Annotated in this window: 10 protein-coding genes and 1 pseudogene; 4 read left to right on the forward strand and 7 right to left on the reverse strand. The window is 69.9% G+C overall.

The window, feature by feature from the left end; genetic code table 11:
• Positions 1–77 precede the first annotated feature (77 nt).
• The 3 genes from AC1RRV_RS01780 to AC1RRV_RS01790 form a co-directional block, all read right to left on the reverse strand.
• Entirely contained in the window at positions 78–1,328 is a 1,251-nt protein-coding gene (locus AC1RRV_RS01780) for a DUF418 domain-containing protein (protein ID WP_492857860.1), read from the reverse strand.
• Between the two features lie 50 nt (positions 1,329–1,378).
• Positions 1,379–2,257, reverse strand: a complete 879-nt coding sequence (locus AC1RRV_RS01785) for a 3-hydroxybutyryl-CoA dehydrogenase (protein WP_492857861.1) — start codon at positions 2,255–2,257, stop codon at positions 1,379–1,381.
• A gap of 138 nt (positions 2,258–2,395) precedes the next feature.
• Positions 2,396–3,445 (reverse strand): lysine-2,3-aminomutase-like protein, encoded by a 1,050-nt coding sequence (locus tag AC1RRV_RS01790; protein ID WP_492857862.1) that lies wholly within the window; start codon positions 3,443–3,445, stop codon positions 2,396–2,398.
• Between the two features lie 192 nt (positions 3,446–3,637).
• Here AC1RRV_RS01790 and cytX point away from each other — a divergent pair, with 192 nt between their 5' ends.
• Entirely contained in the window at positions 3,638–4,915 is a 1,278-nt protein-coding gene (cytX, locus tag AC1RRV_RS01795) for a putative hydroxymethylpyrimidine transporter CytX (protein WP_492857863.1), read from the forward strand.
• 203 nt (positions 4,916–5,118) lie between these two features.
• On the opposite strand, the gene epmA is transcribed toward cytX, so the two are convergent.
• The gene (gene epmA / locus AC1RRV_RS01800) at positions 5,119–6,165 is read right to left on the reverse strand and encodes an EF-P lysine aminoacylase EpmA (protein ID WP_492857864.1); all 1,047 of its coding nucleotides are present in this window, start codon (positions 6,163–6,165) and stop codon (positions 5,119–5,121) included.
• A 117-nt stretch (positions 6,166–6,282) separates the two neighbouring features.
• Between epmA and efp the strand changes: the two genes are divergently transcribed.
• A complete protein-coding gene (gene efp, locus AC1RRV_RS01805) occupies positions 6,283–6,849 on the forward strand; it encodes an elongation factor P (protein WP_492857865.1) in 567 nt (188 codons plus the stop codon).
• Positions 6,850–7,170: 321 nt separating this feature from the next.
• Here the strand turns inward: efp and AC1RRV_RS01810 are convergent, their stop codons facing one another.
• Positions 7,171–11,193, reverse strand: coding sequence for an ice nucleation protein (locus AC1RRV_RS01810; RefSeq protein ID WP_492857866.1), 4,023 nt, complete (start codon positions 11,191–11,193; stop codon positions 7,171–7,173).
• 186 nt (positions 11,194–11,379) lie between these two features.
• Here AC1RRV_RS01810 and AC1RRV_RS01815 point away from each other — a divergent pair.
• A pseudogene (locus AC1RRV_RS01815) lies at positions 11,380–11,495 on the forward strand (hypothetical protein); the annotation flags it as partial.
• Between the two features lie 24 nt (positions 11,496–11,519).
• Here AC1RRV_RS01815 and AC1RRV_RS01820 read toward each other — a convergent pair.
• Together AC1RRV_RS01820 and AC1RRV_RS01825 are read right to left on the reverse strand one after the other, a co-directional pair.
• Complete coding sequence (locus tag AC1RRV_RS01820; RefSeq protein ID WP_492857867.1) at positions 11,520–11,762, reverse strand: ASCH domain-containing protein; 243 nt, start codon at positions 11,760–11,762, stop codon at positions 11,520–11,522.
• Positions 11,763–11,791: 29 nt separating this feature from the next.
• Complete coding sequence (locus AC1RRV_RS01825; protein WP_492857868.1) at positions 11,792–12,679, reverse strand: LysR substrate-binding domain-containing protein; 888 nt, start codon at positions 12,677–12,679, stop codon at positions 11,792–11,794.
• Positions 12,680–12,835: 156 nt separating this feature from the next.
• Here AC1RRV_RS01825 and AC1RRV_RS01830 point away from each other — a divergent pair, with 156 nt between their 5' ends.
• The gene (locus tag AC1RRV_RS01830; RefSeq protein WP_492857869.1) at positions 12,836–12,958 is read left to right on the forward strand and encodes a hypothetical protein; all 123 of its coding nucleotides are present in this window, start codon (positions 12,836–12,838) and stop codon (positions 12,956–12,958) included.
• Positions 12,959–13,012: the final 54 nt, after the last annotated feature.

Below are 13,012 nucleotides of genomic sequence, written 5' to 3' on the forward strand. Positions count from 1 at the left end.
CCTGCTTCGGGCGGCAGAGTAGGGGCGAGAACGCCGTTACGCCAAGCCCCGTGCCGAGCGCTGACCGAGCGAGCCGCCTAGCCCGCCCGCTCCAGGCCCTTGCCGTAGGACAGTCGCCGCCAGACCCATTCCAGCGGACCCATGCGGAACCGCGCGAGCCACAGCGGCGACCAGATCAGCTGCAGCACCCAGATGGCGATGACGCACAGCCACAGCTGCACCCGATCGAACTGGCCGAAATAGCCCAGGCCCCGGCCGCTCCAGAAGATCGTGGTCATGATGATCGACTGGGTCAGGTAGTTGGTGAAGGCCATCTGGCCCAGGCGCGACAGCGGCGTCAGCAGCTTGCGCACGACCGCAGACCGGATGAGCAGGATCGCCAGCGAGGCGTAGCCCAGGGTGATCGGCAGGGTCATGAACTCGTAGGCCAGATTGTAGCGACCCATGGCCTGGGGTTTGGCGAAGCCGGTGGCCAGCTTGGCGCTGTTCTCCCAGCCGGCCCAGGCCAAGCCCACCGCGCCGACGGCGATCAGCGTGGCATAGACCCAGGTCTTGGCCTTGCCGGTCAGGAAGCCGGTCTTGAACAGGGCCATGCCCAGCAGCATCAGGGCGCCGGTGCGCCAGATGAAGACGATCAGGCTGGCCGGCTGCAGCACCAGCCACTGCTTGGCGTTCTCGGTCATGGCCGGGATCAGGCCGGCCTGCATGGTCTTGATCGAGGCCGCGACGGGCACGTCGCCGCCGGGCTGGCCCATATTGGCGATGACCTGCTTCTGGACGTCCGCCGGGGCGCCTTCCAGCAGGATCAGCGGCGCGGTGGCCAGCAGCGAGCCCAGCAGCAGGACGATGATGCTGACGGTGAACAGCCGCTTGGGCGTCCACGACCGGGCCAGCATCACCAGGAAGCCGGTGCAGGCATAGAACAGCAGGATATCGCCGAACCAGATGACCAGGCCATGGATCAGGCCGATGACCAGCAGCCAGCCCAGGCGGCGGCGCAGCAGGGCGCCGCGCGGCTTGTCCGAGCGCTCGCCGCCGACCAGCAGGATCGACACCCCGAACAGCATCGAGAACAGGGTGATGAACTTGTAGTGGAAGAAGGTCTGGACCACCCACCAGGCGGTCGCCTCGGCCCCGACCAGCGGGTGGGGCGACAGCTCAGGCGAGACGTAGACCGACATCGGCTGGGCGAAGCCCACGGCGTTGACGGCCAATATGCCCATCACGCCCAGGCCGCGCAGGATGTCGAGACTGAGGTGGCGTTCGCCGGCCGCGACCGGTCTCAGGACCGGCGTGATGTCGTGGTCGGTCGCTTCGGTATCGGTCATTCGGCGTCCCCCCATTCCCCGAAGGGAACATCTGGAGACGCCGTACGCCCTTAGCGCGTGGGAACCGGCGTCTCGCCCCGGTAGTCATAGAAGCCGCGTCCGGTCTTTTTGCCAAGCCATCCGGCTTCGACATACTTCACCAGCAGCGGGCAGGGGCGGTACTTGCTGTCGGCCAGGCCTTCGTGGAGCACGTTCATGATGCTCAGCACGGTGTCCAGGCCGATGAAGTCGCCCAGTTCCAGCGGGCCCATCGGATGGTTGGCGCCCAGCTTCATCGCCGTGTCGATGGCGTCGACGGTGCCGACCCCTTCGTACAGGGTGTAGATCGCCTCGTTGATCATCGGCACCAGCACGCGGTTGACGATGAAGGCGGGGAAGTCCTCGGCGTTGCTGGTGATCTTGCCCAGCGACTGGGCGAACGACACGGCGCGCTCGTAGGTCGGGACGTCCGTGGCGATGCCGCGGATGATCTCCACCAGCTTCATCAGCGGCACGGGGTTCATGAAGTGCAGGCCGATGAAGCGCTCGGGGCGGTCGGTGACCGAGGCCAGGCGCGTGATCGAGATCGAAGAGGTGTTCGAGGCCAGCAGCGTGTTGGGGCCGAGGTACGGCTGCAGGCTGCGGAAGATCGACTTCTTGATCTCCTCGTTCTCGGTGGCGGCTTCGATGGCCAGGTCCGTGGCGCCGATGTCTTCCAGGCGCTCGGCCGGGGCGATGCGGGCCAGGGCCGCCTTCATCGCCTCGTCGTCGATGATCCCGCGACCGACCTGGCGCGCCAGGTTCTTTTCGATCAGGGCCAGGCCGGCGTCGATCCGCTCGCGCGAGACGTCGTGAAGACGCACATCGTAGCCGCCAAGGGCGACGACATGCGCGATGCCCGACCCCATCTGGCCGGCGCCGATAACGCCGACCGTCTTGATTTCACTCATAAACGCCAAGCCTTCGCTTGATTTCGCGCTGGGCGTCCGCGCCCGCGCCTTCGGATGTGACGACTTTTCTAGCACGAGAAACCCCGCGCCCGCCAAGGCTTTGCTGCGACGCAACGGAAGCCTTGCTGTCGCGGCCGATCAGACGGTCGGCGGATAGGGGCGGACGGCGCCGTCCGGGTCCTCGACCGCGCCGCCTTCTGGTCCATGCGCCAGGTAGTTCGGGCCGACCGGAACCTTGCCGTGGCCGCCGGGGATGTCGAGCACATAGGTCGGCTGGGCCAGGCCCGAGACGGTTCCCCGCAGCGCCTTCATCAGCGCCTGACCCTCGGCCAGGGTGGTGCGCAGATGGGCCGTGCCGGGAGCGTGGTCGCCGTGGTGCAGGTAGTAGGGGCGGATCCGCGTCTCGACGAAGGCCCGCATCAGCTGGGCCAGCACCTCCGGATCGTCATTGACCCCGCGCAGCAGCACCGTCTGGCTCAGCATCGGGACGCCAGCGTCGACGATGCGGGCGCAGGCGGCGCGGGCGGCTGGTGTCAGCTCGCGGGCGTGGTTGGCGTGCAGAGCGACATAGACGGTCTTGGTCGTGCGCTTCAGCGCCGCGATCAACGCGTCGGTCACGGCCCCCGGATCGACGGCCGGGACGCGGGTGTGGAAGCGGACGATCTTCACGTGCGGGATGGCGTCCAGCCGGTCCATCAGCTCGGCCAGGCGGCGGGGCGACAGCACGAACGGGTCGCCGCCGGTGACGATGACCTCCCAGATCTCGGGGCGGCCGGCGATATAGGCGAAGGCGGCGTCCAGCTGGGCCGGGGTCAGGTTCGACAGCCCCTCGGGCCCGACCATCTCGCGGCGGAAGCAGAACCGGCAATAGACCGCGCAGGTGTGGGTGGGCTTCAGCAGCACCCGGTCGCGATAGCGATGGACGACGCCCTCGACCGGACTGTGGACGCCGTCGCCGATCGGATCGCCGTCCTCGCCGGGGCTGGCGACCAGCTCCTCGGACGAGGGGATGAATTGGCGGGCGATGGGGTCGTCGTCGTTCGTGGGATCGATCAGTTCGGCCATCGCCGGGGTGATCGCCACCGCATACCGCGCCGCCACCGCTTCCAGCGCCGGCAGGCGCTCGGGCGGGACCAGTCCGGCCTCGGTCAGGGACCGGACGTCGCGGAGGGTTTGGACGGGGGGCATGAGGGGCGGGGATATGCGGGATTTTGGTCGGTTTATCAAATCCTCCCCCCAGCGGGGGAGGTGTCGGCTCGGAGAGGCGACGGAGGGGGACGGGACCGGGCCAGGAAAGCTTCCCCCTCCCGGCCTTCGGCCACCTCCCCCGCTTGGGGGGAGGATTTTGGCGTCCGCCCATCGACCTGCTAAATGGAATCCATGGCCGAGCTGCACGACACCTACGATCCCCTGACCCCGGTCCCGGCCGAGCGCCGCGCGTTCGGGGCGTTCGAGGCCTTTTCGCTGTGGTTCAGCCTGGGCATCGGCCTGCTGGTGCTGCAGGCGGGCGCGTTCCTGGTTCCGGGCCTGAGCCTCGGCATGGCCTTGGCGGCGATCGTCGTCGGCTCGGTGCTGGGCGCGCTGCTGCTGGCCGCCGCCGGGGTGGTCGGCACCGACACCGGCCTGTCGGCCATGGGTTCGCTGCGGCTGGCGCTGGGCGCGCGGGGCGCGACGGTCCCGGCCGTGCTCAACGCCGTGCAGCTGACCGGCTGGGGCGCCTTCGAGATCATCGCCATGCGCGACGCCGCCGACGCCCTGACCCGCCAAGCGGTCGGCGTCTCGAGCCCGGTGGCCTGGACCCTGGTGTTCGGCGGGCTGGCGACCTTCCTGGCCATCCAGGGCCCGCTGTCGTTCGTGCGCCGGTTCCTGCGCGCCTGGGGCCTGTGGCTGCTGCTGGCCGGCGCGGCCTGGCTGAGCTGGCGGCTGCTGGCCGACCATGACCTGGCCGCTCTGATCGCCAAGGCCGGCACGGGCGAACTGAGCTTCGGGGCCGGCGTCGACCTGGTGATCGCCATGCCGCTGTCGTGGCTGCCGCTGATCGCCGACTACACGCGCTTTGGCCGCACCGCGACCGGCACGTTCAAGGGCAGCTTCGCCGGCTATGTGCTGGCCAATATCTGGTTCATGGCCCTGGGCGCGGCCTACGCCCTGGTCGCGGCGGGCGGCGAGGGCGGCCTGCTGCTGACCGCCCTGGCCGCCAGCGGCGGCGGCATCGCCCTGCTGTTGATCGTCATCGACGAGACCGACAACACCTTCGCCGACATCCACTCGGCCGCCGTCTCGACGGCCACCCTGGTCCCGCTCAAGCCCGCCAACCTGGCGCTCGCCTTCGGCGGCGTCTGCACGACCTTCGCCCTGTTCGCCCCGATGGCGCAGTACGAGAGCTTCCTGCTGCTGATCGGTTCGGTGTTCGCGCCCCTGTTCGGCGTGCTGCTGACCGACCACTTCGTCGTCCGCCGTCGTCGCGTCGAGGCCGGCGATCTCGCGGCCGTCGGCGCGCTGAACCTGCCGGGTCTGGTGGCCTGGGTTCTCGGGATCGCCACCTACCAGGCGATGAGCCGCCTGGCGCCCGACATCGGCGCGACCCTGCCGGCCTTCGTCGTGGCGGCGCTGGTCTATCTCGGCGTCAGCAGAGCGCGGAAGAGCAGGGCGGCCTAGGGGCCATTCAAGCCCACAATTTCCCCTGCCTTCCTGGGCCTTGTGCCCAGGACCCATCGTTCAGGCGCAGCGGATTCGGGGTCTGAGTTCGAGGCCCTTCCGCCATGCCGACCTGGAAGGGCCGCGTTCGCCTCCGGCATGGGTCCTGGGCACAAGGCCCAGGAAGGCGATAGATAGAACAGCCAGAAAGGTGAGCTGAGGACCTAGCCCGCCACCGGCGTCCAGACCACGTCCTCGATCCGCCGCGCGCCCGTCGCCAGCAGCACCAGGCGGTCGAAGCCCAGGGCCGAGCCCGAGGCCTCGGGCATGTGCTCCAGGGCGGCCAGGAAGTCCTCGTCGATCGGATAGCGCTCGCCGTAGATCCGCGCCTTCTCGTCCATCTCGATCCTGAACCGGCGGCGCTGTTCGGCCGGGTCGGTCAGTTCGCCGAAGGCGTTGGCCAGCTCCACCCCACAGGCATAGAGCTCGAAGCGCTCGGCCACGCGTGGGTCGGCGTCCTTGGGACGCGCCAGGGCCGCTTCCGAGATCGGATATTCGCAGAGCACCGTGGCCCGACCCTCGCCCAGGCGGGGCTCGACCTTCTCGACGATGACCCGGCTGAAGACGTCGGCCCAGCTGTCGTCCTCGGCGACGCGGATCCCGGCGGCGCGGGCGGCGGCGGCCAGGGCGTCGCGATCGGTCGCGCCGTCCGCGGCGACGCTGGCCAGCAGGTCGACGCCGGCGTGGCGCTGGAAGGCCTCGGCCACCGACAGCCGCTCGGGCGCGGCGAACGGATCGCAGCCCATGCCCCGGAAGTCGAAGCGCTTGCTCCCCGCCGTCTCGGCCGCCAGGGCCAGCAGGGTCGCGCAGTCGTCCATCAGGACCTGGTAGGGCGCGCCAGCCCGGTACCATTCCAGCATGGTGAACTCGGGATGGTGCAGCGGCCCGCGCTCGCGATTGCGCCACACCTTGCCCAGGCTGAAGATCTTCTCCTCGCCCGCCGCCAGCAGCTTCTTGCAGGCGAACTCCGGCGAGGTGTGCAGGTAGAGCGGGCTGGCCTCGCCCGAGATCGTCAGGGCCTGGGTGGCGAAGGCGTGCAGGTGCGCCTCGTTGCCGGGCGAGACCTGAAGGGCCGCGGCCTCGACCTCCTCGAACCCCTCGGTCTCGAACCAGGCCCGGAAAGCCTTGGTGATCCGGTTGCGGGCCAGCAGGAACGGGCGGCGGTCGGCGTGGACGTCGTTGCGCCACCAGGTCGAAGGGGTCTGGGACAAGGTGAAACCGAAGAAGCTGGAGATTTTGACCCGATCGCTATAGGAGGTCGGGCAAGGATCAATAGCACGATAGCGCCCGCGGCCTCGCGCGCGCTTTCATCTAAGGACGGTAAGTACGTGAAGGTCGCTGCCAGCTCGCTCCGCAAAGGTTCCGTCGTCGACATGGACGGCAAGCTCTATGTCGTCCTGACGGTCGACAACATCCACCCCGGCAAGGGCACCCCGGTGACCCAGCTGAACATGCGCCGCATCTCGGATGGCGTGAAGGTTTCGGAGCGCTATCGCACGACCGAGCAGGTCGAGCGCGCCTTCGTCGACCAGCGCAACCACACCTTCCTGTACCAGGACGGCGACGGCTTCCACTTCATGAACCCGGAAACCTACGACCAGCTCGTGGCCACCGAGGAAGTGATCGGCGACGCCGCGCCCTACCTGCAAGAGAACATGACGGTCCAGCTGTCGACCCACAACGACGTGCCGATCGCCATCGAACTGCCCCGCACCATGATCCTCGAGATCGTCGACACCGAACCGTCGGTGAAGGGCCAGACCGCCTCGTCGTCGTACAAGCCGGCCCTGCTGAGCAACGGCGTCAAGACGACCGTGCCGCCGTACATCACGGTCGGCACCCGCGTGGTGATCCTGACGGAAGACAACTCCTACCAGGAACGCGCCAAGGACTAAGCGTCCTTCGGGTTCGAGATTTGGAAAGGCCCGGCGCGAAAGCCCGGGCCTTTTTCGTTGGGGGGGCGCGTCCGGCCTTCCCAGGGGCCAAAACCCCCACGCCTTCCTGGGCCTTGTGCCCAGGACCCATGGTTCAGCTGCAACGGAAGTCAGACCGAGTTCACGGTCTTCCGGCCGCACGAACCCAAAGTGTCCGCGCCTGCCCCAGGCATGGGTCCTGGGCACAAGGCCCAGGAAAGCAGCGGATTGATATCGACCCAGGTGATTGTCGATCCACCCCAGGGAGGCCGGGTAACGGGAAAGTACGAGCCGGAAAGTCCCCTACAGCCCGATCGCCTCGAGCTGGGCGGGGCTCATGGCGTCCAGTTGGGCGGCGGTCAGCTTGTTGACCTGGGCGCGCGAGAGTTCGCTCAGCTGGACCGGCGTGAAGGCGGCGATCTGGGCGCCCGTGAAGCCCGGGATCTGGCTGGGCATGATCTGGTCGATCTGGGTGGGCGTCAGGCCCTGGATCGCGACGTTCGGCAACTGGCCGACCTGGGTGGTGGTCAGCGCGCCCAGCTGGGGGCCGGACAGCCGGGCCAGGCCCTCGGCTCCGAAGGCGGTCAGCTGCTCGGCGGTGAAGCCGCGCACCTGGCCAGCGGTCAGGCCGCCGAACTGATCGGCGCTCATGCCCTCGATCGCCGTCAGCGACAGGGCCCCGATCTGGGCGGAGGTCAGGCCCGCGACCTGGGTCTTGCTGAGCTCGCCGACATCGACGGCCGAGAGGCCGCGCACCTGGATCGGGGTGAGGGCGGCGATCTGGCCGGCCGACAGGGCGCTGACCTGGGTGGCGGTCAGGGCCGAGATGTCGGCCGCCGAGAAGCCCTCGATCTGCTGGACGCCCAGGGCGGCGACCTGGGTGGTGGTGAACTCGGCGATGTCGGCCGTGTCGAACTTGTCGATCTGGGTGGCGGTCAGGCCGCGCACCTGGGTGGCGGTCAGGGCCGCGAACTGGGTGGCGTCGAGCGCCGACAGAATCTCGCCGCGCACCGCTCCGATCTGGCCGGCCGACAGCACCGCCACCTGGGTCGCCGACAGGGTCGCGAACGCCGACGCATCCAGGCCGCCGACCTGGGTCGTCGAGAGCCCGCCGATTTGGGTGGTGCTCAGGCTGGTCAGACGGCTGGTCCCCAGGGCCGCGAAGGCCGAGGACGACAGGGCGCCGATCTGGGCGGCGGACAGCGAGGCCAGCTCCGTGGTCGACAGGCTGCCGATGATGGTGGTCGAGACCCCGGCCATCTGGCTGGCGTTGAGCTGGCCCAGGCGACCGCGCACGGCGCTGTCGGGCAGGACCGCCAGCTGGGTCGGGGTCAGGCCGGCGAACTGGGTCGCCGAGAGGCCGGCGATGGCGGTGGTCGGCAGGCCCCCGAGATTGGCCGCCGACAGGGCGCCGATCTGGACGGCGGTCAGGCCCGCCACCTGGGTCGCGGCGAACTCGGCGAAGTCGGGGGTCGACAGCGAACCGACCTGGGTGGTGGTCAGGCCCTGGATCTGGGTCGTCGACAGCCTCGCCACCTGGGTCGCCGTCAGGGCGGAGAAGGCGGTGGTGGTCAGGGCCGACAGGAAGCCGCTGGACAGCGCGCCGACCTGGGTCAGGGCCAGGCCCGTCAGCTGCTCTCCGGTCAGGCTGCCGGCCTGGGTGGCCGACAGGCCGGTCATCTGGCTGGCGCTCAGGCCGGCCACCTGGGTCGCCGACAGCGCGGGCAGGGCGTCGGTTGCAAGGGCCCCGAGTTGGACGGAACTGAGGGCCGCCAGCTGGGTCGGCGTCAGGCCGCCCACCTGCGAGGCGCGGAGGGCCGCGACCTGGGACGGCGCCAGGGCCTTGATCTGGTTGGTCGTCAGGGCGGCCAGCTGGTTCGCGCCGAGCGCCGCCATGCCGGTGGCCGAGAGGCCCGGAACCTGGGCCGCGGCGATCGCGCCGACCTGGGTCGCGCTGAACTCGCCGATGTCCTCGGCGGTCAGGGTGCGCAGCTGGGTGGCGGTCAGGCCGGCGATCTGGCCGGTCGACAGGGCCGCGACGTGGGCGGCGTCCAGGGCCGAGACCGTGGCGGGGGCGAGGCCCGCGATCTGGCTCGCGGTGAGCAGCGACAGGCGGGTGGTCTCCAGCGCCGTCACGGCGGTCGGCGACAGGCCGGCCATCTGGGTGGGGCGCAGGGCGGTCCACTGGGTGGCGCTGAGCGCCTGCAGGTCCGAGGCGTCCAGCCCGCCGAGCTGGGTGACGCCCAGGCCCTGGATCTGGCTGGCGCTGAGCCCCGCCCACTGGGTGGCGGAGAGGCCGCCGACCAGCTCGGCCGACAGCGCGCCGATCTGGGTGGCGGTCAGGGCCGAGACCTGGCTGGCGCCGAGGGCGCCGAACGCCGTCGCCCCCAGGCTCTTGATCTGGTTGGCGGTCAGGGCGCGGATCTGGTTGGTGTCGAACCGCTGCAGGCCCTCGACCGCCAGGCGGCCCAGGGTGGTCGCCGTCAGGGACGCGATCTGGCTGGGCAGGAAGGCGCCGATCTGGGTGGCGTTCAGGCTCTCGGCGATGGTCGAGGCCATGCCGATCATCTGGTCGGCGGTCAGGGCGCGCAGCTGGGTCTGGCCCAGGGCGGCGATCTGGGTCTCCGACAGCGCCGCCAGGGCCGTGGCCGCCATCTTGGCGACCTGGGTGGGCGTCAGGCTTCCGATCGCCGAGGCCGGCAGGCGGGTGACCAGGGCGCTGATCTGGGCGCCGTCCAGGGCGGCGACCTGGGTGCGGCTGAACTGGCCGACATCCGTCTCGGACAGCCCCTTCAGCTGAGTCGTCGCCAAGCCGCGCATCTGGTTGGCCGACAGGCGCGCCGTCTGGGTCTCGTCGAAGGCCGACAGCGCCTCCGCCGTCAGGCCGCCCAGCTGGGTGGCGGTCAGGGCGCCCAGCTCCGTCGAGGTCAGGCCGCCGATGTCGGTGGCCGTGAAGGCGCGCAGCTGGGTGGCCGTGACGCCCTGCAGCTGGGTGGCGGCGAACTCGCCGTGGCCGCGCAGGGTCGCCAGCTGGGTTCCGGACAGGGCGGCGATCTGGCCGCCCAGGAAGGCGCCCGCCTGCTCGCGCGACAGGGCCGCCAGGTCGCTGGTCGACAGCGCCTTCAGCTGCAACGCCGTCAACGCCTTCAGCTGGCTTGGCGCGAAGGCGGCGAAGGCCTCATCCGACAGTCCGGCCAACCGCTCGGGCGGCAGCTCGCGGATCTGGGTGGCGGTGAAGGCCTTCAGCTGGGCGCGGGTGAACTCGTTGAAGTCCTCGCCATTGAGACCCTTCAGCTGGACCGGGTTTAGGCGGGCGATCTGGCTGGCGCTGAGCGCGCCCACCTGGGTGGCGTCCAGCCGCGACAGGCCGCTGGCCGAGAGGCCGCTGACGGCGGCGGGGTCCAGGGCCGCGATCTGGGCGGGGCTGAGTCCGCCGATCGCGGTGAGCGACAGGGCCGCGGTCTGGTTGGACGCCAGGCCGCCCAGCTGGGTCGGGGTCAGGGCTTCCAGGAACGCGGGGCCGGCGCGCCCGACCTCGGTGGCCGACAGGCTGCGAACCTGGGTGGAGGTCAGTCCGGCCAGGCGGGTCGCGCCCAGGGCGTTCAGCTGGGTGGCGCTGAGGCTGGACAGCTGGACGCTGGTGGCGCCGCGCCACTGCTCCGGCGTGGTCAGGGCGACGATGTCTCCCGACAGGCCGCGCAGGGTGGGCACCGACAGGGCGCTAAACTGGGTCGGCGTCAGGGCGGCGATCTGCTGGGGCGAGAGGCTCTTGACCTGAGTGGGGTTCAGCGCCCCGACCTGGGTGGGGGTGAGGGCCGAGACCTGCTCGACGCTGAACTCGCCGATGTCGGTCGTCGACAGGGCGCGCATCTGATTGGCCGACAAGGCCCGCACCTGGGCCAGGGACAGGCTCTGGACCTGATCCTGCGACAACGCCGACAGGGCGGTCGCCGACAGCGCCATCATCTGGGTGGTCCGCAGCCCGTCCAGCGCCTGGGTGCTGAGCGTCGAGACCTGTTCGCGCGACAGAGCCTGCACCTGGGCCTGGTTCAGCACCATCAGCTGCTTGGGGCTGAAGGTGACGGCGGTCGACAGGCGCGGCAGCTGGGCCGCCGTCAGGCCGCTCATCTGCTTGGTGTCGAAGGCGGCGAACTGCTCGACGCTGAGCGCGCCGATGGCGGTGACCGAGATCGCCGCCACCTGCTGGGCGGTCAGCTTGGCGAACTCCGACGGCGGGGCGGCGGCCAGGGCCGCGCCGCTCAGCGCCGCGATCCGGGTCGTCGACAGGCTCGATAGGGCCGAGGGATCCGGGGCGCTGACCGCCATCAGTTGACTCTCACCGAACTCGAGACAATCCGGCCCTCTCGCTTCGGAAGAGAGCGCGGCCTACCACGCCACCGACTTTCCGGGCGACGATTCACGCGTGTCCACTCTAAGTGGAGCTGTGTTTAGTTCAAACTGTATTTTCTGGGAGGGGGGAGTGGAGGCGTCAGCTAGGCGTCCTTGGCTGACATCTGGCTCTGTGCGTCCTTCGAGGCGCGCTTAGGAGCGCGCACCTCAGGATGAGGTGGTCAGCGCCATGAGATCCTCATCCTGAGGCGCCCGCGCAGCGGGCCTCGAAGGACGCAAGACATGTCCGCTCACCACCCTCCTCACGCTCGATACTCGAACTCCACCAGATAGACGGTCTGGCCCGGGCCATGTTTCGCGACCTTCAGCAGGTCCACGACGCCCTGAAAGCCCGAGCGGCGGGCCAGGGCCGGGATGATGTCCTCAAGGCCGATTTCGCGAAGGGAGGTCACATGGATCGCGCCCGGCCCCAGCGCGTATCGGCCGCCGACCTTCACATGCGGCTTCTGCCAGATGCGGACGCTGCAGGTGACCTCGCCGCGCATGACGGGCTCCCTCAGTCTTTTGGTGAACATCATCGGACGGCCGCCCGCTCGCCCTCGGTCTCCTTCAGGAACCAGTCGCGCAGCTTGAGCAGCCTGGGCAGCTTGGGGTTTTCGGGGCGCCAGACGAAGTGGTGGCCGGTCTCGACGTCGACCTCGCCGGGCAGGGGGCGGACCAGGCGGCCGTCGCCCAGGTCGCGGCGGGCGATGCCGCTGCGGGCCAGGGCGACGCCCAACCCTTGCGCGGCCGCGTCCAGCATCATCGACGAGTCGTCGAAGCCCAGGGCCGGCGGCAGCTGGGGCGGCTCCACGCCCATGGCCCGGAACCAGATCGCCCAGGGCAGGCCGGTGTGACGCAGCAGCGGGGCGTTCAGCAGGTCCTCGGGCTTTTCGATCGGATAGCGTTCCAGCAGGGCCGGGCTGCAGACCGGGAACAGCACCTCGTCGATCAGGCGGACCGACTCCGCGCCCGGCCATGGACCGACGCCGAACCGCAGGGCCACGTCGGCGCCGTCGGTGGCGAGGTCCGACATGCGGTCCTCGACGCGGATGGTCATGTCCAGCTCGCCGGTCTCGGCCGACAGCCGGGCCAGCTGGGTGACCAGCCAGCGGGTGGCGAAAGCCGCGCCGGTCGAGATGACGATCGGGCCGCTGGCGGCGCTGCGGGCGCTGTCGACGCCCTTGCGCAAGGTGCCGATGGCCTCGCCGACCTGAGCCGCCAGGGCCGCGCCGGTCGGGGTCGGCTCCATCTGGTTGCCGCGCCGGGCGAACAGCTGGACTCCCAGCTCCTCTTCCAGCTTGCGGACCTGCTGGCTGATCGCGCCGTGGGTGACGAACAGCTCGTCGGCCGCCCGGCTGTAGCTCTTGTGGCGGGCGGCGGCCTCCAGGGCAACCAGCGAGGAGAATGGGGGCAGGCGCATCGTCAAGATGTGGGGATGTTAGTCGGACTCACAAGTCCGCGCAGATAGCATCGTTCGTAAAGTCGGGTGACCGACGGCATATTCAGTCTCGTGGAGCCGCCGATCACGGCCCCGCCCCAAAACCCAAAGACCCCAACCGAACGTCGAGGACTGACCATGAAGACCCTGCTGATCGCGGGCGCGCTGACGCTCGCCCTTGTCTCGAACGTCGTGACCAAGTCGCCGACGCTCTCCCAGCCGAACGCCACCTGGGCCAAGCCGGTCGTCACCGTGCGATAGGCGGGCTCGCCCGTGACGGCCCCCAAAAGAAAAAGGCCCGGAGTCGCCTCCGGG

Source organism: Caulobacter sp. GW821-FHT11E10, assembly GCF_058808375.1.

Bases quoted from the DNA above. Each gene is read 5' to 3' on its own strand.
- AC1RRV_RS01820 (WP_492857867.1), bottom strand. From the start codon at position 11,762: ATGCGCGGCGAGGTCACCTGCAGCGTCCGCATCTGGCAGAAGCCGCAT.
- AC1RRV_RS01790 (WP_492857862.1), bottom strand. From the start codon at position 3,445: ATGCCCCCCGTCCAAACCCTCCGCGACGTCCGGTCCCTGACCGAGGCC.
- AC1RRV_RS01785 (WP_492857861.1), bottom strand. From the start codon at position 2,257: ATGAGTGAAATCAAGACGGTCGGCGTTATCGGCGCCGGCCAGATGGGG.
- AC1RRV_RS01830 (WP_492857869.1), top strand. From the start codon at position 12,836: ATGAAGACCCTGCTGATCGCGGGCGCGCTGACGCTCGCCCTTGTCTCG.
- AC1RRV_RS01810 (WP_492857866.1), bottom strand. From the start codon at position 11,193: ATGGCGGTCAGCGCCCCGGATCCCTCGGCCCTATCGAGCCTGTCGACG.
- cytX (WP_492857863.1), top strand. From the start codon at position 3,638: ATGGCCGAGCTGCACGACACCTACGATCCCCTGACCCCGGTCCCGGCC.
- AC1RRV_RS01825 (WP_492857868.1), bottom strand. From the start codon at position 12,679: ATGCGCCTGCCCCCATTCTCCTCGCTGGTTGCCCTGGAGGCCGCCGCC.
- AC1RRV_RS01780 (WP_492857860.1), bottom strand. From the start codon at position 1,328: ATGACCGATACCGAAGCGACCGACCACGACATCACGCCGGTCCTGAGA.